Source organism: Streptomyces sp. NPDC047982 (genome assembly GCF_043204165.1).
Taxonomy (GTDB): Bacteria; Actinomycetota; Actinomycetes; order Streptomycetales; family Streptomycetaceae; genus Streptomyces.
In genome coordinates this window covers 125,656-145,835 of record NZ_JBIDBS010000001.1, presented here as the reverse complement: position 1 = coordinate 145,835, position 20,180 = coordinate 125,656, and the positions used below count along the sequence as shown (strand labels likewise).

The 20,180-nt window shown below is 72.0% G+C and carries 13 protein-coding genes, 2 tRNA genes and 1 pseudogene; 12 read left to right on the top strand and 4 right to left on the bottom strand.

The genetic code is table 11. The annotated features are described in order from the left end of the window. Nucleotides 1–111: 111 nt before the first annotated feature. The 3 genes from ACGF2V_RS00625 to ACGF2V_RS00615 all read left to right on the top strand — a co-directional run bounded on the left by ACGF2V_RS00625 (nucleotide 112) and on the right by ACGF2V_RS00615 (nucleotide 4,337). A complete protein-coding gene (locus tag ACGF2V_RS00625) occupies nucleotides 112–1,278 on the top strand; it encodes a lipid-transfer protein (protein ID WP_362619783.1) in 1,167 nt (388 codons plus the stop codon). A gap of 457 nt (nucleotides 1,279–1,735) precedes the next feature. Next, entirely contained in the window at nucleotides 1,736–2,359 is a 624-nt protein-coding gene (locus tag ACGF2V_RS00620) for a SigE family RNA polymerase sigma factor (protein WP_362619785.1), read from the top strand. A gap of 328 nt (nucleotides 2,360–2,687) precedes the next feature. Beyond that, complete coding sequence (locus tag ACGF2V_RS00615; protein ID WP_362619786.1) at nucleotides 2,688–4,337, top strand: long-chain fatty acid--CoA ligase; 1,650 nt, start codon at nucleotides 2,688–2,690, stop codon at nucleotides 4,335–4,337. A 257-nt stretch (nucleotides 4,338–4,594) separates the two neighbouring features. Here ACGF2V_RS00615 and ACGF2V_RS00610 read toward each other — a convergent pair whose 3' ends face one another. Then, complete coding sequence (locus ACGF2V_RS00610; RefSeq protein WP_362705791.1) at nucleotides 4,595–9,019, bottom strand: PAS domain-containing protein; 4,425 nt, start codon at nucleotides 9,017–9,019, stop codon at nucleotides 4,595–4,597. Nucleotides 9,020–9,318: 299 nt separating this feature from the next. Beyond that, nucleotides 9,319–9,771 (bottom strand): SSI family serine proteinase inhibitor, encoded by a 453-nt coding sequence (locus tag ACGF2V_RS00605; RefSeq protein ID WP_362619788.1) that lies wholly within the window; start codon nucleotides 9,769–9,771, stop codon nucleotides 9,319–9,321. 261 nt (nucleotides 9,772–10,032) lie between these two features. Between ACGF2V_RS00605 and ACGF2V_RS00600 the strand changes: the two genes are divergently transcribed. Both ACGF2V_RS00600 and ACGF2V_RS00595 read left to right on the top strand, forming a co-directional pair. Beyond that, nucleotides 10,033–10,123: transfer RNA gene (locus ACGF2V_RS00600), tRNA-Ser, on the top strand. Nucleotides 10,124–10,456: 333 nt separating this feature from the next. Further along, a tRNA-Arg gene (locus ACGF2V_RS00595) sits at nucleotides 10,457–10,529 on the top strand. 76 nt (nucleotides 10,530–10,605) lie between these two features. Here the strand turns inward: ACGF2V_RS00595 and ACGF2V_RS00590 are convergent. After that, nucleotides 10,606–11,349: pseudogene (locus ACGF2V_RS00590) on the bottom strand (site-specific integrase); the annotation flags it as partial. A 359-nt stretch (nucleotides 11,350–11,708) separates the two neighbouring features. On the opposite strand from ACGF2V_RS00590, the gene ACGF2V_RS00585 reads away from it, so the two are divergent. The 7 genes from ACGF2V_RS00585 to ACGF2V_RS00555 all read left to right on the top strand — a co-directional run bounded on the left by ACGF2V_RS00585 (nucleotide 11,709) and on the right by ACGF2V_RS00555 (nucleotide 19,101). After that, nucleotides 11,709–12,356: a hypothetical protein gene (locus ACGF2V_RS00585; RefSeq protein WP_362705793.1), complete on the top strand. Its 648-nt coding sequence runs from the start codon at nucleotides 11,709–11,711 to the stop codon at nucleotides 12,354–12,356. Nucleotides 12,357–12,465: 109 nt separating this feature from the next. Next, the gene (locus ACGF2V_RS00580) at nucleotides 12,466–12,864 is read left to right on the top strand and encodes a hypothetical protein (protein WP_362619791.1); all 399 of its coding nucleotides are present in this window, start codon (nucleotides 12,466–12,468) and stop codon (nucleotides 12,862–12,864) included. Between the two features lie 570 nt (nucleotides 12,865–13,434). After that, on the top strand, nucleotides 13,435–14,316 hold the full coding sequence (locus ACGF2V_RS00575) for a DUF2797 domain-containing protein (protein WP_362705796.1): 882 nt from the start codon (nucleotides 13,435–13,437) through the stop codon (nucleotides 14,314–14,316). 289 nt (nucleotides 14,317–14,605) lie between these two features. After that, the gene (locus tag ACGF2V_RS00570; RefSeq protein WP_362705798.1) at nucleotides 14,606–15,484 is read left to right on the top strand and encodes an amidohydrolase family protein; all 879 of its coding nucleotides are present in this window, start codon (nucleotides 14,606–14,608) and stop codon (nucleotides 15,482–15,484) included. A gap of 147 nt (nucleotides 15,485–15,631) precedes the next feature. Then, complete coding sequence (locus tag ACGF2V_RS00565) at nucleotides 15,632–16,396, top strand: response regulator transcription factor (protein ID WP_362619796.1); 765 nt, start codon at nucleotides 15,632–15,634, stop codon at nucleotides 16,394–16,396. A gap of 229 nt (nucleotides 16,397–16,625) precedes the next feature. Beyond that, nucleotides 16,626–18,155: an MFS transporter gene (locus ACGF2V_RS00560; RefSeq protein WP_362619798.1), complete on the top strand. Its 1,530-nt coding sequence runs from the start codon at nucleotides 16,626–16,628 to the stop codon at nucleotides 18,153–18,155. Between the two features lie 151 nt (nucleotides 18,156–18,306). Continuing rightward, nucleotides 18,307–19,101, top strand: a complete 795-nt coding sequence (locus tag ACGF2V_RS00555) for a TetR/AcrR family transcriptional regulator C-terminal domain-containing protein (RefSeq protein ID WP_362705801.1) — start codon at nucleotides 18,307–18,309, stop codon at nucleotides 19,099–19,101. A 196-nt stretch (nucleotides 19,102–19,297) separates the two neighbouring features. Here ACGF2V_RS00555 and ACGF2V_RS00550 read toward each other — a convergent pair whose 3' ends face one another. Further along, nucleotides 19,298–20,113 (bottom strand): YceI family protein, encoded by an 816-nt coding sequence (locus tag ACGF2V_RS00550; RefSeq protein ID WP_362619800.1) that lies wholly within the window; start codon nucleotides 20,111–20,113, stop codon nucleotides 19,298–19,300. Nucleotides 20,114–20,180 lie beyond the last annotated feature (67 nt).

Below are 20,180 nucleotides of genomic sequence, written 5' to 3'. Positions count from 1 at the left end.
CACCAGCACCAGCACCAGCACCAGCACCGTCGGCTCCGGCACCGCGCCTGTCGGCGGCACGGGCGCCTCGGCCACCGCCGGCCCTCCCGACGCGGGGGAAGGAGCGGTGGCATGAGCCTGCGAGGGGCCGACTCGCTCGGCGGCAGGGCGGCGATCGTGGGCATCGGGGCGACCGAGTTCTCCAAGGACTCCGGGCGCAGCGAGCTCAAACTGGCCGTCGAAGCGGTGCGGGCCGCACTCGACGACGCCGGGCTGACCCCCGCCGATGTGGATGGCCTGGTCACCTTCACCATGGACACCAGCCCGGAGATCACCGTCGCCCAGGCGGCCGGGATCGGTGAGCTGTCGTTCTTCTCCCGCGTGCACTACGGGGGCGGGGCCGCCTGCGCCACCGTCCAGCAGGCGGCGATGGCCGTGGCGAGCGGGGTGGCCGAGGTCGTGGTCTGCTACCGGGCGTTCAACGAGCGCTCCGGGCGCAGGTTCGGCTCCGGGGTGCAGCACCGCGAGCCCACCGCCGAGGGCGCCGCGCTCGGCTGGAACCTCCCGTTCGGGCTGCTCACGCCCGCCTCCTGGGTCGCCATGGCCGCCCAGCGCTACCTGCACGCCTACGGGCTGACCCCGGACGCCTTCGGCCATGTCGCGGTCACCGACCGGCGCCATGCCGCCCGTAACCCGGCGGCCTACTTCTATGGGAAACCGATCACCCTGGCCGACCATGCCGCGTCGCGCTGGATTGTCGAACCCCTTCGGCTGCTCGACTGCTGTCAGGAGACCGACGGCGGACAGGCGATCGTGGTCACCAGCGCGGAGCGCGCCCGGGACCTGCCCCGGCCCCCAGCCCTCATCGCCGCCGCAGCCCAGGGAGCGGGCCGGGCACAGGAACAGATGACCAGCTTCTACCGTGACGATCTGACGGGGCTGCCCGAGACGGCGGTGGTCGCCCGGCAGCTCTGGCGGAACTCCGGGCTCTCTCCGGCCGGCATCGACGTGGGCATCCTCTACGACCACTTCACGCCGTTCGTGCTGATGCAACTGGAGGAGTTCGGGTTCTGCGGACCGGGCGAGGCCGCCGACTTCGTCGCCGCCGACGCGCTGCCCCTGAACACGCACGGCGGCCAGCTCGGGGAGGCGTATCTGCACGGGATGAACGGCATCGCCGAGGCGGTCCGGCAGATCCGCGGCTCGTCGGTGAACCAGGTGGCCGGAGCGGCGACCGCCCTGGTCACGGCGGGCACCGGCGTACCCACGTCCGGACTCGTCCTGACCGCCGACGGGTGAGCCCCGGTGAGATCCGGCGCCCGGCCCGGCACCGAGAAGCCCTGGTGAGCCCCGAGGAGCCCGGACCGCTGGGCGGCTGTGGCAGGACCCATGGGGCCGCATGCTTCCGGCCGATTACTCGCTCGCGTGGGACCGCGCATGCCCGGCCGCCGGCGACGCATGCCTGGAGGGCCGCGCACCTCCGACCGACGGCTCGCGTTCATGGGACCGCGCATGCCCGGCAGGCGACGCATGCCTGGAGGGCCGCGCACGCCCGGTCGGCCACGCGTGCCCGTATGACCGCATGTGCCCGGTTGATCGCTCGTGGGCTGCCGGGGCTGTGGGTGACCCTGAGCCCCCGTGACGCCTGCTCCACCTTCAGGAGGTGGAGCAGGCCCCACCCCTACACCCTGAGGGGGACGCCCTTTCGGGACCTGGGGCCGATCCCCGGAACGGCGCCCGCTCCTAGCGTGGAGCCATGACCACGTCAGTCCGCACGGGTACCTCTGGGGGAACCGCCGTCACGGGACACATCCCGCACGGCTCATGCGCCGCGCACACGTCGCGCGCTGTGCACGCACCACACGCCTCGCGGGCCCAGTACGCGCCGTATCCGTCGTTCTCCTCGTTCGTACGGGCGCGGGGGCCCGTACTGTTGCGCGCCGCCCGCTCGCTCACCGCGAACCCGAGCGACGCCGAGGACCTGCTGCAGACCGCGCTCACCAAGACCTATGTCGCGTGGGAGCGAATAGAGGACCACCGGGCGCTCGACGGCTACGTCCGCCGGGCCCTTCTCAACACCCGTACCTCGCAGTGGCGCAAGCGCAAGGTCGAGGAGTTCGCCTGCGACGAGCTGCCCGAGCAGGAGGCCCCGGGCACCCCCGATCCGGCGGAGCACCAGACGCTGCACGACGCGATGTGGCGCGCGGTGCTGAAGCTGCCGGACCGGCAGCGGGCCATGGTCGTCCTGCGGTACTACGAGGACCTGAGCGAGGCTCAGACGGCCGAGGTGCTCGGCGTGTCCGTCGGCACGGTGAAGAGCGCGGTGTCGCGGGCTCTCGGCAAGCTCAGGGAGGACCCGGAGCTGACCCCGGTCCGGTAAGTCCCCGGACTGGCTGGTGAGTCCGGTCCGGTGTCCCCGGACTGGTGGGTCCGGTCGGGCAAGTCCCCGGACTGGTGGCTCCGGTCCGGTGTCCCCATGGTGGGCCCCGTCCGATGACTCCGGTCCGGTGTCCCCGGGGCGTGCCTGGTCCGGTATCTCCGGTCCGGTGGCCCTGACGCGTCGGCGCAGGCCCGATACCCCCTGGTTCGCCGAGTTCGAAGCCCGCGGCCGTGAAAACTGGTGACCTCGGAACTAGTGACATACCAACTGGTATGCGCGCAGAATCGGCGGAACCCTACTGCCGCGTAGCGCCCACCGGGAGGACGCCGTGCTGAGCACCATGCAGGACGTACCGCTGACTGTGACCCGCATCCTCGAACACGGGATGACCATTCATGGGAAGTCCCAGGTCACGACCTGGACCGGCGAACCAGAGCCGCAGCGGCGCAGCTTCGCCGAGATCGGCCGGCGGGCCGCACAGCTCGCGCACGCCCTGCGCGACGAAGTCGGTGTCGAGGGCGACCAGCGCATAGCCAGCCTCATGTGGAACAACACGGAGCACGTCGAGGCGTACCTCGCGGTCCCCTCGATGGGCGCGGTGCTTCACACGCTCAACCTCCGGCTCCCCGCCGAACAGCTGATCTGGATCGTCGAGCACGCCGACGACAAGGTCGTCATCGTCAACGGCTCCTTGCTGCCCCTGCTCGCGCCGGTCCTGCCGCGACTGGCGTCGGTCGAGCACGTGATCGTCACCGGGCCGGGGGACCGTTCCCTCCTCGACGGTGCGCGGCCCCGGGTACACGAGTACGAAGAGCTGATCGCCGGCCGTCCGACCACCTACGACTGGCCCGAGATCGACGAACGCCAGGCCGCCGCCATGTGCTACACCTCCGGCACCACCGGCGACCCCAAGGGCGTCGTCTATTCCCACCGCTCCATCTACCTGCACTCCATGCAGGTCAACATGGCCGAGTCGATGAGCCTGACCGACAAGGACACGACGCTGGTGGTGGTTCCTCAGTTCCATGTACTGGCCTGGGGGCTGCCGCACGCGGCGTTCATGTCCGGCGTCAACATGCTCATGCCGGACCGGTTCCTGCAGCCCGTACCGCTCGCCGACATGATCGAGAGCGAGCGGCCGACGCACGCCGCCGCCGTCCCCACCATCTGGCAGGGGCTGATCGCCGAGGTCACCGCCAATCCCCGTGACCTCACCTCCATGGCCCGCGTCACCATCGGCGGCGCCGCCTGTCCGCCGTCCCTCATGGAGGCGTACGACAAGATCGGCGTCCGCGTCTGCCACGCCTGGGGCATGACGGAGACCTCGCCGCTCGGCACCATGGCCATCCCGCCCGCCGGGCTGACCGAGGAGCAGGAGTGGCCCTACCGTGTCACCCAGGGCCGTTTCCCTGCCGGTGTCGAGGCGCGTCTGGTCGGCCCCGACGGCGCGCACCTGCCGTGGGACAACACGTCGGCCGGTGAGCTGGAGGTGCGTGGTCCCTGGATCGCCGGGGCGTACTACGGGGGCGCGGACGGCGAGGACCTGCGCCCCGAGGACAAGTTCAGCGAGGACGGCTGGCTGAAGACCGGCGATGTCGGCGTGATCAGCCCGGACGGGTTCCTCACCCTCACCGACCGGGCCAAGGACGTCATCAAGTCCGGGGGCGAGTGGATTTCGAGCGTCTCGCTGGAGAACGCACTCATGGCACACCCGGCCGTGGCCGAGGCGGCGGTCGTCGCCGTGCCCGACGACAAGTGGGGCGAGCGCCCGCTCGCGACGGTCGTGCTCAGGGACGGCGCCGACGCCGACTACGAGGCGCTGCGGGACTTCCTCACCGAGTCCGGCATCGCCAAGTGGCAGCTGCCGGAGCGCTGGACGGTCATTCCGGAGGTGCCGAAGACCAGCGTCGGGAAGTTCGACAAGAAGGTGATCCGCAAGCAGTACGCGGAGGGTGAGCTGGGCATCACCCACCTCTGATCCGTCCGGCCGACGGGGAGCAGAGCGGGGGGGGGGGGGGGGGGGGGGGGCGGCGGCCCCGGGGGGGGGGGGGGGGGGGGGGGGGGGGGGGGGCGCGCCGGCGCCCCGGGGGGGGGGGGGGGGGCCCCCCCCGGCGGCGGCCCGCGGGGGGGGGGGGGGGGGGGGGGGCCGGCGGCCCCCCCCCCCCCCCCCCCGCGGGGGGCGGCGGGCCGCGCCCCCCCCCCCCCCCCCCCCGCCGGTGCCCGTGGTACCGATCCTCAGTTGGTACCGATCTTGGCGAGCAGGTCGACGATCCGCGACTGCACCTCGTCGCTCGTGGACCGCTCGGCCAGGAAGAGGACGTTCTCGCCCGTGCTGAGCTTCGGCAGGTCCCAGCCCGTCATGTCGGCGGAGGTGTAAACGACCAACGGGGTCCGGTTCAACTGGCCGTTGGCGCGCAGCCAGTCGATGATCCCGGCCCGGTGGCGGCGCACCTGCATCAGGTCCATCACCACCAGGTTGGGCCGCATCCGGCCGGCGAGCGTCACCGCCTCGTTGTCCGTGGCGGCCCGCCCCACCTGCATGCCGCGCCGCTCCAGCGTCTCCGCCAACGCCAGCGCGATCTCCTCGTGCTCCTCGATCAGCAGCACCCGCGGCGGGTGCTGCTCGCTGTCGCGCGGGGCGAGCGCCTTCAGGAGCACGGCCGGGTCGGCGCCGTACGCCGCCTCCCGTGAAGCCTGGCCCAGGCCCGCCGTCACCAGCACCGGTACCTCGGCCGCCACCGCTGCCTGGCGCAGCGACTGGAGCGCCTTGCGGGTGATGGGCCCGGTGAGCGGGTCGACGAACAGCGCGGCCGGGAACGCCGCGATCTGGGCGTCGATCTCCTCGCGCGAATGCACGATCACCGGCCGGTAGCCGCGGTCGCTCAGTGCCTGCTGGGTGGCGACGTCGGGCGCGGGCCAGACGAGCAGCCGGCGCGGGTTGTCCAGCGGCTCCGGGGGCAGTTCGTCGTCGACCGGCGGCGGCGTCGGGCGGTTGGCGACCTCCACCGCGCCCCCCGGTCCGTCCAGCGGCTCCGGTCCCTCGGCGCCCTCGTCGGGCGCCCCTATGGCGTACGCGCGCCCCTCGGCCTCCGGGGGCGCGAGCACCTGACCGTGCCCCCCGTGGGCAGCGTGTGCCGCGTGAGCGCCATGCCCCGCGTGAGCCCCGTGGCGCTGGGGAGGCTGCCCCTGGGACGGCTGCCCCTGGGGAGGCGCCGCGACCGGCCCCTGCGCGGCGCCGGGCCCGGACGCGGCGGGCTGAGCGGACGCGGACCGGGGAGACGTGGGCTGCGGGGCCGAGGGCGGTGGGGTGCGCTCCTCCTCCGGCGGGGTGGCGAGCTTACGGCGCCGTCCGGCGCCACCGGCCGCCGGATGCGGCTGGTGAGCGAGGTGCTGGGCGAACGGCACACCCTGGCCGAGCGTCCGCACGCTGAAAGCGCGCCCCTGCGTGTCCGACAAGTGCGTGTCCGACGAACGGTCGGCCGTCGGAGCCTCCCCGGGCAGCGGCTGCCTCCCCGCGTCCGACCCCCGGGTGATGTCGTGCGGGCGGCCCGGCGCCGTTCCGCCGGGGTCGGCTGCGTCGGTGTCGAGGGAGCCCGCCACGGGCGTGAAGCCGGTGGCGCGCGTGGTGTGACCGGCCGAGGCCGGGCCCGGGGCGTCGCCGGGCCGGATGCCGGGCTGATCGGTGGACGGTTCGCCGGGGCCCCCCGGCCCGGCCGGGCCCTGCCCCGGGATGCCGCTCCCCGTCAGATCCCCGGGCTGTGCCGGCTGCCGTACGGGGCCTTGACCGGCTTCCGTAACGCCGTGTCCGGCGTCCTGGCCGGGCTGTTGGTGGGGGTCGGCGTGACGCGCCCGGCGCCGGCCGGTCGGCAGGGGGTGTGCCTGGGGCGGTGTGTGGTCGTCGTCCGGCGCGAGGCGCGCGCCGTCGTGGCCCCCCGGCAGGGAGGCGTCCGCACCGGCGGCCGGGGGCGCGCCCCGGTCCGCGTCGGCCGGAGGGAGGGCGAACGCGGTGCGGGGGCTCGCCGGATCGGCCTGCGCGGACCGCTCCTGCGTCGCGGCCAGGGTCCGCCGGGCTCGGCGCCCGGTCGGCTTCGGGACGGGCACGCCACCCTCGCCGACGGCCGGTGAGCCCGTACCCACGGCCGGTGCCTCGCCGACGACGGGGGCGGGGGCGGTAACGGCCCCGGAGGAAGACGGGGACTGGGACGGGGACGAGGCCAGGGCCAGCTGGTTCCCGCCGCCCGGGCGCGCCGGGTGCGCACCCCCGGGGGGCACCGGTACCGGGGCCTCGGACGGAACGCCCTGGGGCGGCACGGTCCGGCCGAGCTGCGGACGGTCACCGCCGCCCTGCGCGCCCTCGGCCGGAGCCGACGCCGCGGGCAGGGCCAATGCCTGTCCCGGCGCCTGCTGACCGCCGACGGGCTCCCGGAGCCCCTGCTCGGGGCCCCGGTCCCCCGGGACCTGCTGGGGAAGAGGGGGTAGTGGGGGCATCGGGGGCATCTGCGCGGGAAGCGGGTACTGGCCGGATTCGGCCGGACTCGGCCGCCCGCGCCTGCGCCCGGACCCCTCGGCCTGCTGGGTGGGAATCATGTCGTGCGGACCGCCGTGACCGCCCTGACCGCCGTGCGTCTCCTGCACGCCCTCGGCCGTCGGCTCACGGCGCGCCCGGCGCCGCCCGGTCGGGGCGGGCGCCGCGGTCTCCCCCGACGCGTCGGCGGAACCGGGAGCGGCACCAAAACCGGCGCCCGTGTCGGCGTCCGGCCCCGAACCGCCCACAGGGCTCTCCAGGAACGCGTCCGTGGACGACCGGCGCGCCCGGCGCCGCCCGCTGCCCGGCGCGCCCTGACCGGCGCCCGTCGCCGGGCCCGCCGCCGGAGCGGCCCCCGGCCCCGACGCCGGTACCGGCTCCGCGCCGGACTCCGCTTCCGGCCCCGTCCCCGGCACGGGCGGTGGCCCGGCCACGGGCTCCGCCTCGGGCGACCGCTCCACCACCGTTCCCGAGCCGGTGCCCAACGGCACTTCGAGCACGTACGCGCTGCCGCTCATCCCCGGCACCTCGTGCGTCTGCAACACGCCGCCGTGCGCCGCCACGATCCCGCGCACGATCGGCTCGTGCACCGGGTCGCCGCCGGTGTACGGCCCGCGCACCTCGATCCGTACGACCTCACCGCGCTGTGCCGCGGCGACGACGACCGTCGAGTCGACGTATCCGCCGCCAGGTACCACCGGTGCCTTGCCCGTCGAGTCGACCCCGGCGACGTCCGCGACCAGATGGGCGAGCGCGGTCACCAGCCGGGCCGCGTCCACCTCTGCCTCGATCGGCGGCGCGTGCACCGCGAACTGGGCGCGTCCGGGGCCGATCAGCTCGACGGCCGCGTCGATACCGGCGGTCACGACCGAGTCGAGCAGCACGTTCGCCTTGGACAGCTCCTCCTCACCGGCGTCCAGGCGCTGGTAGCCGAGCACGTTGTCGACGAGCGTGGTCATACGGGCGTAGCCCGCTGCCAGGTGATGCAGGATCTGGTTGGCCTCCGGCCACAGCTGGCCGGCCGGGTCGGCGGCGAGCGTGGAGAGTTCGCCGCGCAGTTCCTCCAGCGGTCCGCGCAACGCCCCGCCGAGCACGGCGGTGAGCTGGGTGTGCCGGGCGGTCAGCGCCGCCAGCCGCTCGGCCTGCTGTTCCAGTTCGGTCGTGTACCGCTCGGCCCGGTCGGCCAGTTCCGCTTCGTGCCGTTCCGTCAGTTCCGTGACTTCGGCGGTGCTGTTCGCGGTGAGCTCGGCGACCTCGGTGGTATGGCGCGAGGTCAGTTCGGCGACCTCGGTCTCGTGCCGTTTGGTGAGCTCCTCGTAGGGCCTGCGGTCCGTGAACGTCATGACCGCGCCGACCAACTGGTCCCCGTCCCGGACCGGTGCGGTGGTCAGGTCGACCGGGACCCGCGCCCCGCTCTTGGACCACAGGACCTGTCCGCGCACCCGGTGCTTGCGCCCGGACCGGAGGGTGTCGGCGAGCGGCGACTCGTCGTACGGGAACGGCTCCCCGTCCGCCCGCGAGTGCAGGACCAGTGTGTGCAGCTCCCGGCCGCCCAGGTCGCTGGCGCGGAAGCCGAGGATCTGCGCGGCGGCGGGGTTGACCAGGACGACCCGGCCGTCCGTGTCCGTCCCGACGACGCCCTCGGCCGCCGCCCGCAGGATCATCTCCGTCTGCCGCTGCGAACGGGCCAGCTCGGCCTCGGTGTCGACGGTCCCCGACAGGTCCCGTACGACGATCATCAGGAGTTCGTCACCGGTGTAGCCGCCGCCGTAACCGCCCTGGAAGTCGTTGTACGCGGCGTGCCCGTCCTCCAGTCCGGCGCTGGTGACCTCGACCGGGTACTCGGCGCCGTCGGTCCGGCGCGCGGTCATCCGCGTCGGCTTCGTACGACCGCGGTCGTCGGCGGCGGAATCGGGCCGACGCATCGAACCGGGGATGAGACGGGAGTCGAACTCCGGCAGCAGGTCGAGAAGTCCGCGCCCGACGAGCGCGGTGCCCGGAGTCTCGAACATTTCCAGGGCGATCGTGTTCGCGTTGACGACCGTGCCATTGCAGTTGACGAGCAGCAGCCCGTCGGGGAGGGCATCGAGTATGGCTGCGAGGCGAGCAGTGCCTCGGGACGGCCTGCTGCTCACGAGACGCTTCCTCCCTGGTTACCGCACCTTGCCGACAGCGGGCCCCATCTTGCCCCTCGGGCCGCGTGCTGTCACGGAAGGAGTCTAAAGGCAGGGGAGGAGCGCGGGGCGGCGGATGAGGAGGAGCTCTCACCAAGGTCCGGTGGACACGGTGTGCCGCGCCGACCCGTCGACACCGTGCGGGGCGCCCGGCGGGGGAGCGGTCCGGACGCCCCTCCCCGGGCGCCGGACCGGACGATCGGCACCGCTCCCCGGGCGCCGGTCCGGCACCGCTCCCCGGGCGCCGGACCGGGCGTGGTTCACCGGATCCCGGGGAGCACCGGCCGCAGGTTGTTCCAGCGGGAGATCTCGCAGCCGTCGGCCCGGCTGAAGACGGCGTCGACGTGCCGCCCCCGCCAGGTGCCGGTGATCCGGGCGGTGGCCGGACCGCCGGACTGCTGGGTGCACATCGCGCCCCGAGGCACCGGTGCGAACGGGTCCGTGCCCTCGTCCGCCAGCTCCGCCAGCCGGTCGCAGGCCGGCTCCGCCGCCGGGTGGTCGCCGCCCGCGGGGGCGCACTCCAGCTCGAAGACGCCCTCGGCCGAGGGATCTCCCGCCTCCGAGACCGTCACCGTCAGCCGCGTCCGGGCGTCGTCCTCGCCCTGTGGCAGTGGCAGGAGCGGGAGGGGTCCGGAGGCCGCCGCGGCGCCCGGCGCGGCGGCGGACAGTACGGCGAGGGACACGATGGCGGTGAGAGTGAGGCGGCGCAGCATGGCGGGCTCCTGTGCTCGGGCCCTCCGAGGGTGCGCGCTTTCTCGCGCACCTTCGAAGAACGGCCTGACGAACGGAAGAACGGCGAACAGGAGGCCGGTGCCTCCCTCCCGACTAACGCGCCTCGCGCCACGACGTTGCGCACCCCGGGGCGCTTTGCCCTCGCGCCCGACTGCCTAGTACCGTAGGCAGCGATTGGTGACACGACGCTTAACTGTGTCATCATCTGCATACACCACTCGCGCTCGCGCGAGGTGTGTACTGGAGGCGTCGCCTAGTCCGGTCTATGGCGCCGCACTGCTAATGCGGTTTGGGGCTTAAACCCCATCGAGGGTTCAAATCCCTCCGCCTCCGCTTTCACCATCGAAGCCCCGTGCCGACGGCACGGGGCTTCGATCGTATTTCCGGGGCCTCGGCGTCTCAGCGGTCTCCGGATGCTCTCCCTCACCCTCGACCGTCCTCGACCGTCCTCGAACGGTCCTGCGGGTGGTTCGGCGAGCGGTCCGGGGTGGACGGATCCGTGATCCACCGTGATCGCGTACGGGCGCGCCCCGCCCGCAGAGCACCGCAGAACGGGGCGTTTTCGCAGGTCAGAGGCGATGCGGCTAATGGATTTCGCGCTACGGCGCAGGTCATGTAATGTTGTTCCCGCAACGCCGACCGGGAAGAAAAACCCGGGAAGCACAAGCACTCGTAGCTTAACGGATAGAGCATCTGACTACGGATCAGAAGGTTGCAGGTTCGAATCCTGCCGAGTGCACACAGGTGAGAGGCCCCGGAGAGATCCGGGGCCTCTTGCGTTTCAGGGGCGTGCAGCAGCGAAGTACAGCAACCGCGTCAACTGGTGCCGCCCATCGCGTCCGACAACCGCGGTCGTCCTGCCACAGTTCGCCGGCCGCCTTCCGATCCCCGGTCTGCCGGGCGCGGCGCATCCGCTGAGCCTTGAGGCAGACGGCGGGGAGGGGCAGGAAGTCGTCCGACTCCTCGGTCTTGGTCTCCGGGTGGAGAAGCTTCCGTCCGGCTCGCTGGATCTGGTGGTCCACGTACGGTTCGCCGGTCTCGAAGTCGATCGACTTCCACGTCAGCCCAAGCACCTCACCCCGACGGAGCCCGAGGCACAGCACGAGCATCCAGGCCGCGAAGAGGTGATCGTCCCGATCGGCCGCGTCCGCGAGGAACCGGCCCGCTTCGGCGACGGACCACGGCTTGATCCGGCGACGGCGAGGCTTGGGGACTTTCACCAGCCAGGCGACGTTCTTGCTGATCTCCTCCTCGCCCACCGCGTGCGTCAGCGCGGCCCGAAGCGCGTCACGGGCACCCTGGACCACCCGACGGGACGGGTACGACTCGCAGCAGTCCCCGACAGCGCAGCACTGGCAGAGGGCTCCCAGCGTGGTGAGCCATTCCCGCACATCTCGCACGGTGAGCTTGTCCAGCCGCTTCGCGCCAAGGTGCGGGGAGATGTGGAGCCGCACGTATCCCTCGTACGAGATGTACGACAGCGGGGCCAGATGGGGCTTCACGATCGAGTCGAGCCAGTACGTCAGGAAGGCCGAGAGGGTGCGGTGTTGGGTGGGCACCGCTGTGGGTCGGCCGGGTGATCCGCGAGTGGGTGGGTCCGGTCGTAGTGGGTCGCTGCACTCCGGTGCTCTGTCGCGCGGAACGGCCGGCCCTTTTCGGGCCGGTGCCGCCACGACATCGCACTCTGCGTGGCCAGGCTGGAACCGTGTTTTTCTCTCATTTCTGCGCGCCGTAACCATCGTTTTCGAATACCGCGATTTTTCGAATACCGCGAGTTATCGGGAACCATGCAGCCATCTGACACATGATCGAAGTGCGGTCGGCTTCGCGCGCTTCGACGATGAGGCTGAAGGGCGGAGCGCGGAGCGTGTGACAGCCGAGCACTCCGCCGAGTCATGCGTCGAAGAAAGAGAGAGCCATGACGGCAACGACGGAGACCCCCACTCGAGAAAAGGCCGGGGCAGGCCAGGAAGAGCCGAGCGAGGAATCCGCCTTCGGACCGCTCCTGCTGGCCGCGCTTCTGGCGCGTCGCGAGGAGCGTGGTGAGGAACCGATCATCGAGCACCCGCTGCTCCTCGCCGCGCTCGCGCGTCGCCGTGAGGAGGGCGGTGAGCAGTCGGGCATCGGGCACCCGCTTCTGCTCGCGGCGCTCATGCAGAGTCGTAAGGAGCGTGGTGAGGAGTCGGTGATCGAGCATCCGCTTCTGCTCGCCGCGCTCGCGCGCCGTCGTCGTGAGGAGCGCGGTGAGGGGTCGGGCATCGGGCACCCGCTTCTGCTCGCGGCGCTCATGCAGAGTCGTAGGGAGCGTGGTGAGGAGTCGGTGATCGAGCATCCGCTTCTGCTCGCCGCGCTCGCGCGCCGTCGTGGTGAGGAGCGTGGTGATTCGCTGATCGAGCACCCCCTCCTGCTGGCAGCGCTGATGCGCCGCCGCCGTGAGGAGGGCGGTGAGGAGTCGGTGATCGAGCATCCGCTTCTGCTCGCCGCGCTCGCGCGCCGTCGTGGTGAGGAGCGTGGTGATTCGCTGATCGAGCAGCCCCTCCTGCTCGCTGCGCTGATGTGCCGCTGAACGAGAACGGCGACATCCCTGCCCCCCGGTACTTGCAGTCGCCCGGAATCGGGGGGCGGGTCCCATGGAGAAAACGAGACATGAGGACATGAGGACATGAGGACCGACAATGGCAGCTGAGTCCGGCGGACAATCGGAACGGGATCCCCTGGAGACTTTCATCGACGAGATCTTCGATGAAATGGTGCGTGATGCCGGAATCCCCCACACCGGCATGGGCGTCAAGCATGGAAAGGACCCGCTGGCAGGAGCCCTGATGGAAGCGGCCGTGGCGTCCCTGTCCCAGCCGCCCTCCCGTTCCTCGGAACTGGAAAGGGTGCTTTTCGCGCAGACCCTCGCGACCGCACTGGCAGAAGCTCTCGCGCCCGCTCTGTCGGAAGTGCTGGCCTCGGAGATCATGAAGGTGCTGACCCACCACGCGGACCCCCGAAAAGAAGGTCCCATCCATGAAACCGTCGGTGGGACCGGCCGTGGCCGCCGTTCTTCCGGAGACGGCGAACGTTCCTAGGGACCGCGAGTGACCTCCAGCAGGGCGTTGCGCCATGGTGGACCATGGGTCCCGGACCGTCCCCCCGCGCGACGAGGGTGGAGGCTGGTGCGCTACACCTACGCCAGAGGCCCAAGGGGCCTCTGGCGTCGTCCGTACAGCAGCGAAGTGCAGCAACCGTGTGAGGCGGTGCCACCCATCGTGTCGGACCGCTTGCCGATCGCGCCGCGTACTTCTTCCTCGCTTTCCTCGCTTGCCTCGGCGGACCTCCCTCGTCATCGCGATCCGTGAAGGGCGGAGGAGAGCCGTAGGCGTACTTCTGGCCCGCTTCCCGTCCGGCTTGGCGACCCGGACGCGGGCCGCGTAGCCGTTCTTGTACGGGTGGAGGTCCCCCTGGGACCCTTCTTTCGTTGCCGCGCTCGCCGGTCACGCAGCCCACCCCTCGGCGTCGGTGGTGACGCCCTGGGCGCACTCGTCCACCCAGGCCGGGAGGATGCGGCGGTCGCGGCCGATCTTCACCCGGTTCTCGTCATCCGCTGCCCGGTAGCATCGCGGGATCTCTCATCGTCCGCGAACGTCCGGAGTTCACCCATGGGCTGGCAGTGCACGGGGTTGCGATGGCTGACGGAGGACGGCGCTCCCTCCCTCGGCTGGTGCCGGGCCGGGACGGTGCGGGCGAGCGCGCTCGCGTACGGGACGGAACTCGGGTTCCGGGCCGTGGGGCTGCGACGGTGCATCGGCGCGCGCGGGCACGCGTGTCCGGTGGGGGCGGTGGTCCCGGGAAGGAGCACGGGGGCACGGTGCCCGGAGTGTGCGCGGCTGGACCGGGCGCACTCGGTGGCGGCCGACACCATCGCCGACGACCCCCGGACGTACCGCGTGTACCTCGCCTGGTTCGGGCCCGGGATGGTGAAGGTCGGCATCACCGCCGAGGAGCGGAAGGCGGCGCGGCTGCGGGAGCAGGGGGCCCTGGTGTTCAGCTGGCTGGGCCGGGGGCCGTTGATGGCCGCGCGGCGGACCGAGGAGCTGCTGCGGTCGGCGCTCGGGGTGCCGGACCGGATCCCGTACGCCGCGAAGCGGGCCGTGCGCGCGGTGCTGCCGGGGGAGAGGGAACGGCGGACCGAGGTGGCGGAGCTGTACGGGCGGGCCGTGGCGCTGGAGGGGGCGGGGTGGCCGGAGACGCTGGAGCGCTTGCCGTTCGAAGTGGTCGACCATGCCGCGCTGTTCGGGCTGGGCGGCGCGGTCGAGGTGACGTGCGCGGTCACCGAGCTGGTGGACGGGGGTGCGGTCGCGGGGCGGCTGGTGGCGGCGGCCGGTCCTGACCTGCACCTGGAGACGGCGGTGGACGGGGTCGTGGTGCTGGACACCCGGCTGATGACCGGGTGGGAGCTGACGGACGCCGACGCGCGTGCGGGGGTCGGCGTGCCGGTGGCCGGCGTCGGGGGCGGTGCCGTGCAGGACGGACTGTTCTGAGATCGTCGGGTCCGGGCGGGTGTGGACGGGGCCGGGCAGGTCCGGGCGTGGCCGGCGCGGGTCCGCCCGGATGAAAGGCATAGGAGCCCACACAGGTCCGCACGGGGCCGCCCACGTCCGGACGGTTCCACAGGTCCGGACCGGACGGGTCCGCACGGGTCCATACGAGACGGGTCCGCACGGGTCCATACGAGACGGGTCCGCACGGTCCACACGAGCGTGCGGCCATACGAGTCCGGGCGGCGCCGCACGAGTCCGTGCGGTTCCGCACGGAAGGAAGGAGCGTGCTGTGAAAGGTCACGCCGACGACGTCGTCCGGTTCTGGGAACGGCTGGGGCTGCCCGGGATCATCGATGTGCACACCCACTTCATGCCGGAGCGGGTGCTGCGCAAGGTCTGGGCGTACTTCGACTCGGCCGGCCCGCTGACGGGCATGGAGTGGCCGATCGCGTACCGGCACGAGGAGGACGAACGACTCGCGCTGCTGCGCTCGTTCGGCGTGCGGCAGTTCACCTCGATGCTCTACCCGCACAAGGCGGGGATGGCCGCGTGGCTGAACGAGTGGGCGGCCGGTTTCGCGGGCCGGGTGCCGGACTGTCTGCACACCGCGACCTTCTTCCCGGAGGAGGGCGTGGAAGGGTACGTGCGCGAGGCGGTGGAGGCGGGGGCCAGGGTCTTCAAGGCGCATGTACAGGTCGGTGCGTATGACCCCGGCGACCCGTTGCTGGATCCGGTGTGGGGGCTGCTCGCCGAGGCGGGGACCCCGGTGGTGACCCACTGCGGCTCCGGACCGGCGCCCGGCCGGCACACCGGGCCCGCGCCGGTCGCCCGGCTCCTCGCCCGGCACCCGCGGCTGCGGCTGGTCGTGGCGCACATGGGGATGCCGGAGTACACCGAGTTCCTGGCGCTGGCCGAGACGTACCCGGAGGTGCGGCTCGACACGACGATGGCGTTCACGGACTTCACGCGGGACCTGAGTCCGTTCCCGGCGGCGGAACGTGGGCGGCTCGCGGCGCTCGGGGACCGGATCCTGCTGGGGACGGACTTCCCGAACATCCCGTATCCGTACGTGCACCAACTGCACGCGCTGGAACGGCTGGAGCTGGGCGACGACTGGCTGCGGGCGGTCTGCTACGGGAACGCGAGGGCGCTGTTCGCAGGGGTGTGAGGCGCGCGGACGGACACGCAGGCAGTGCGTGGCGTGTTGCGGGGGAGCCGCCGTGTGCGAAGTGCGCCGTGCGGGAGGACGCGTTTTCTCAGAAAATTCACAGATTGGGGAAAGAAGCCTCTCAGAGGAGCCTCACAGGGTTGAGGCATGACGACGACGACCTCGCCCCTGGGCCGTACCGAACTGTCCCCGGAACGCTCCGAAGCGCCGAGGGCCGACCGCACCCCTGTCCGCGTACTCGTCGTGGACGACGAGGCGGCGCTCACCGAACTGCTCTCCATGGCGTTGCGCTACGAGGGCTGGGAGGTGCGCAGCGCCGGCGATGCGGCCGGGGCCGTGCGGATGGCGCGGGACTTCCGGCCCGATGTGGTGATCCTCGACGTGACGCTGCCGGGTGCGGACGGATCCGCCGTGCTCGGCGGGCTGCGGCAGGAGCTGTCCGGGGTGCCCGTGCTGTTCCTGACGGCGCGCGACGCGGTGGGGGACCGGATCGCCGGGCTCACCGCCGGTGGCGACGACTTCGTCATCAAGCCGTTCGGTCTGGAGGAGGTCGTGGCCCGGTTGCGCGGGCTGATCCGGCGTTCCGGTGCGGCGGCGGCCGTACGCGCCGACTCGTCGCTCGTCGTCGGCGATCTGGTCCTCGACGAGGACAGCCGGGAGGTGAGCCGGGGCGGCACGTCCATCCACCTCACGGCCACCGAGTTCGAGCTGCTGCGCTTCCTGATGCGCAACCCGCGACGGGTGCTGAGCAAGGCTCAGATCCTCGACCGCGTATGGAACTACGACTTCGGCGGGCAGGCGAACGTCGTCGAGCTGTACATCTCGTACCTGCGCAAGAAGATCGACGTCGGCCGCTCACGGATGATCCACACCCGGCGCGGGGCGGGGTACCTCATCAAGCCGGGCGAGTAGGGGTCCGTCGCCGCGCGGTGGGCGGGCCACGTCCCGCGGGGCCGGATCCTCGGCCCCCGATGCCGTATCACTGGCCCCCGTTCACCGATTCCCGGTGCGGGGGCTTGGCGTCGTTCGCGTCGACACCACTCCAAAGTCGACACTGCTCAAATGACCTGTACGCCGTAAGAGGAGAGTTATACGGTGTACGACGATTGCTCGTACACCGTATAAGGCACCTGGAGTCCGCATGACGGCGACCGCCGCCGAGCAGAACCACCTCTCGCCGCCCAGTCATCCGCAGCGCTGGCTGATCCTCGGCGTCATCTGCCTCGCCCAGCTCACCGTGCTGCTCGACAACACCGTCCTCAACGTCGCGATCCCCTCCCTCACCCGGGAGCTGGACGCGTCCACCGCCGATGTGCAGTGGATGATCAACGCCTATTCGCTCGTCCAGTCGGGCCTGCTGCTCACGGCGGGCAGCTCCGCCGACCGCTACGGCCGAAAGAAGATGCTGATCATCGGGCTCGCCGTGTTCGGTATCGGCTCGCTGGCGGCCGGACTGGCGCAGTCGTCCGCACAGCTGATCGCCGCGCGGGCGGGCATGGGCATCGGCGGCGCGCTGCTGATGACCACGACCCTCGCCGTCGTCGTACAGATCTTCGACGAGAGCGAGCGGGTCAGGGCGATCGGTATCTGGGCGACCGTCAACTCGCTCGGCTTCGCCATCGGTCCGCTGATCGGCGGGGTGATGCTCGACCACTTCTGGTGGGGCGCGATCTTCCTGATCAACATCCCCGTCGCCGTCCTCGGCCTGGTCGCCGTGGCCCGGCTCGTACCGGAGTCCAAAAACGCCGCCGGCGACCGCCCCGACCTGCTCGGCGCGCTGCTCTCCACGATCGGCATGGCGTCCGTCGTGTACGCGATCATCTCCGGGCCGGAACACGGCTGGACGTCCGGCCCGGTCCTGCTGACCGCCGTCGTCGGAGTCGTCGTCCTCGCCGGGTTCGTGCTGTGGGAGCTGCGCATTCCGTACCCGATGCTGGACATGCACTTCTTCCGCAACCAGAAGTTCGTCGGGGCCGTCGGTGGCTCGATCCTCGTCGCCTTCGGGATGGGGGGCTCGCTCTTCCTGCTCACCCAGCAGCTTCAGTTCGTCCTCGGCTACGGGCCCCTGGAGGCCGGTCTGCGCACCGCTCCGCTGGCGCTGAGCGTCGTCGTCCTCAACCTCTTCGGACTGGGTGCCAGGATGGTGCCCAAGCTGGGCACGCCCCTCACCATCGTGGCCGGGATGACTCTGCTGGCCGCCGGGCTCGCCTCGGTCGCTCTGCTCGGCGGCGAGGGCTACGGCGGCATGCTGCTCGGCCTGGTCGTGATGGGCGCGGGCATCGCGCTCGCCATGCCTGCCATGGCCAACGCGATCATGAGCGCCATTCCGCCGGAGAAGGCAGGCGTGGGCGCCGGGGTCAACGGCACGCTCGCCGAATTCGGCAACGGTCTGGGCGTCGCCGTCCTCGGCGCGGTGCTCAACTCGCGCTTCGCGTCACTCGTGCCCGCTGCGGTGGGCGCCGCCTCGCTGCCCGTCGCGCTCGCCGCGGCCCCCGACGCCGGTGAACGGGCACGGATCACCGACGCCTTCGCCTCGGGCCTGGAGACCAGTCAGCTGGCCGGAGCGGTGGCGGTGCTGGCCGGTGGCCTGCTGGCCGCGGCGCTCCTGCGCCGTGCGGAGCGGGCGGAGTCCCTCCGGACGGAGTCCGTCGAGGCCGGGGCGGCGGCATAGCATCGGTGGCGGGGCGCATCGGACCGTACGCATCCGCTTCGTGTACGCATCCGCTTCGCGCGTACACGTTCGCTTCGCGCGTCCATCGTTCGCGCGGGTGCACGCGTACGGGACCGGTTCCGCCCCGCCGGCAAGACGAGGAGAGTGCGCCATGGTGTCCACGGCCGACCGTGTGAAGGACCCCGCCAGGACCAGCGTGTGGCTGGAGCAGCGGCCACCGTCGCGCACCCGCAGAACGGACCAGCCGACCGGTCTCGACCGGGAAAGGATCGTCGCGGCCTCGGTGCGGCTGCTGGACGCCGAGGGGCTCGACAAGTTCTCCATGCGCCGCCTCGCCGCCGAGCTGGGTGTCACCGCCATGTCCCTCTACTGGTACGTGGACAACAAGGACGATCTGCTGGAACTGGCCCTCGACTCCGTCCACAGCGAGATCAGCCCCCCGCGCGAGGACACGCACTGGCACGACCGGTTGCGTGGACTCGCCGAGCAGTACCGGGAGTTGATCGTCCGTCACGTCTGGGTCTCGCACCTCGCCGGGCACTTCCTCAACATCGGCCCGCAGGCGAGGGCGATGTCGAACGCCGTCCTGGACGTGATCCGGGCGACCGGCCTGCCGCTGGAACGCCAGGCGGGGGCGCTCTCCGCGGTCTTCCAGTTCGTGTACGGATTCGGCACCGTCGAGGGCCACTTCGCACAGCGCAGCGCGAACGCGGGACTGACCCAGGAGGAGTACTACCAGCAGTCCATGAGTGCGGTCCGCGGCCAGCCGGGGTTCGACGAGATGCTCGAGTCCTCGGAGAAGATGGCGGACGCCCGCGGCGGTGACACGGTCGAGGAGATGCGCGACCGGGACTTCACCTACGCCCTGGACCTGCTGATCGCCGGCATCGAGGCGATCCGGGCACAGGCCCGCGAGAGGGGCCGCGAGCAGGCTCGCGAGCAGTAGCGGCAGGCCGGGGCCCGGGGCAGCGAGAGAACGAGGAGACGCGGCGGACGAGGGGACGAGAGGCGGACGGACGAGAGGCGGGACAGGGCCGTGAGCAGTGGGGCCGGTCCTCGGTCGGTGCGGGATGGTGAAGGCCCCCTCCCGCCCCGTTTTCTCTTGTCCTGTCCCGCCCATCGGCTCCTGTCCCGCCCGTCGGCTACGACGGCAGCGACTCGCCCTGCACGGCCTGGATGTCGAGTTCCACCCGCAGCGTCGTACCGATTGCCGAGATGCCTGCCTGCAGCACCTGGTTGTAGTTCATGGCGAAGTCGTCGCGCCGCAGCTCCGCCGTGGCGCTGAACGCCGCGCGCACCCCGCCCCACGGGTCGGGTCCCGTTCCGAGGTAGCTCAGGTCCAGATCGACCGGCCGGTCGATGCCGCGCATGGACAGCACGCCATGGACGGTCCAGCGGTCGGGTCCCGACGGGGTCGTTCCGTTGGAGCGGTAGGTGATCTCCGGGAAGCGGTCCGCGTCCAGGAAGTCGGGCGAGCGCAGGTGCTTGTCCCGCATGTGGTTGCCGGTGTCGATGCTGGCCGCGGTGATGACGGCGTCGACCCGGGACCGGTGGACCTCGTCCGCGATCTCGATGCGGCCGCTGAATTCGGTGAACCGGCCCCGCACGCTGGAGATGCCCAGGTGCTGCGCGACCGCGGCGACCGAGCAGTGCGCAGGGTCCAGCGACCAGGCGCCCGGCGGCGGCAGCTCCACTCCGCCCTGCCGAGCCAGCACCACCGTGCCGGCCTCGACGCGCCCGCTCGCCGTGACGAGCGCGGTGGAGGCGGCCGGGGCGTACCCGACCGCGGTGACGATCACCGTGTACGCGCCGGCCGACAGGGGGGTGTCCGTCCGCACCCTCCCGTCCTCGTCGGCGGTGGCCCGCAGCACCTGCGCGCCGGTCATGTCGGTGACCGTCACGACCGCGTGTTGGACCGCCCAGCCGTCCCGCGTCCGTACCTGTGCGCGAAGTCCCATCCCGTTCTCTCTCCTTGCTCAAGGACTCGGTGAGTCACCGACTCGGACTCACCGACTCGGACTCACC

Coding starts and splice junctions, on each gene's coding strand:
- ACGF2V_RS00625 (WP_362619783.1), top strand. CDS start 112: ATGAGCCTGCGAGGGGCCGACTCGCTCGGCGGCAGGGCGGCGATCGTG.
- ACGF2V_RS00620 (WP_362619785.1), top strand. CDS start 1,736: ATGACCACGTCAGTCCGCACGGGTACCTCTGGGGGAACCGCCGTCACG.
- ACGF2V_RS00605 (WP_362619788.1), bottom strand. CDS start 9,771: ATGCTGCGCCGCCTCACTCTCACCGCCATCGTGTCCCTCGCCGTACTG.
- ACGF2V_RS00585 (WP_362705793.1), top strand. CDS start 11,709: ATGACGGCAACGACGGAGACCCCCACTCGAGAAAAGGCCGGGGCAGGC.
- ACGF2V_RS00580 (WP_362619791.1), top strand. CDS start 12,466: ATGGCAGCTGAGTCCGGCGGACAATCGGAACGGGATCCCCTGGAGACT.
- ACGF2V_RS00575 (WP_362705796.1), top strand. CDS start 13,435: ATGGGCTGGCAGTGCACGGGGTTGCGATGGCTGACGGAGGACGGCGCT.
- ACGF2V_RS00565 (WP_362619796.1), top strand. CDS start 15,632: ATGACGACGACGACCTCGCCCCTGGGCCGTACCGAACTGTCCCCGGAA.
- ACGF2V_RS00560 (WP_362619798.1), top strand. CDS start 16,626: ATGACGGCGACCGCCGCCGAGCAGAACCACCTCTCGCCGCCCAGTCAT.
- ACGF2V_RS00555 (WP_362705801.1), top strand. CDS start 18,307: ATGGTGTCCACGGCCGACCGTGTGAAGGACCCCGCCAGGACCAGCGTG.
- ACGF2V_RS00550 (WP_362619800.1), bottom strand. CDS start 20,113: ATGGGACTTCGCGCACAGGTACGGACGCGGGACGGCTGGGCGGTCCAA.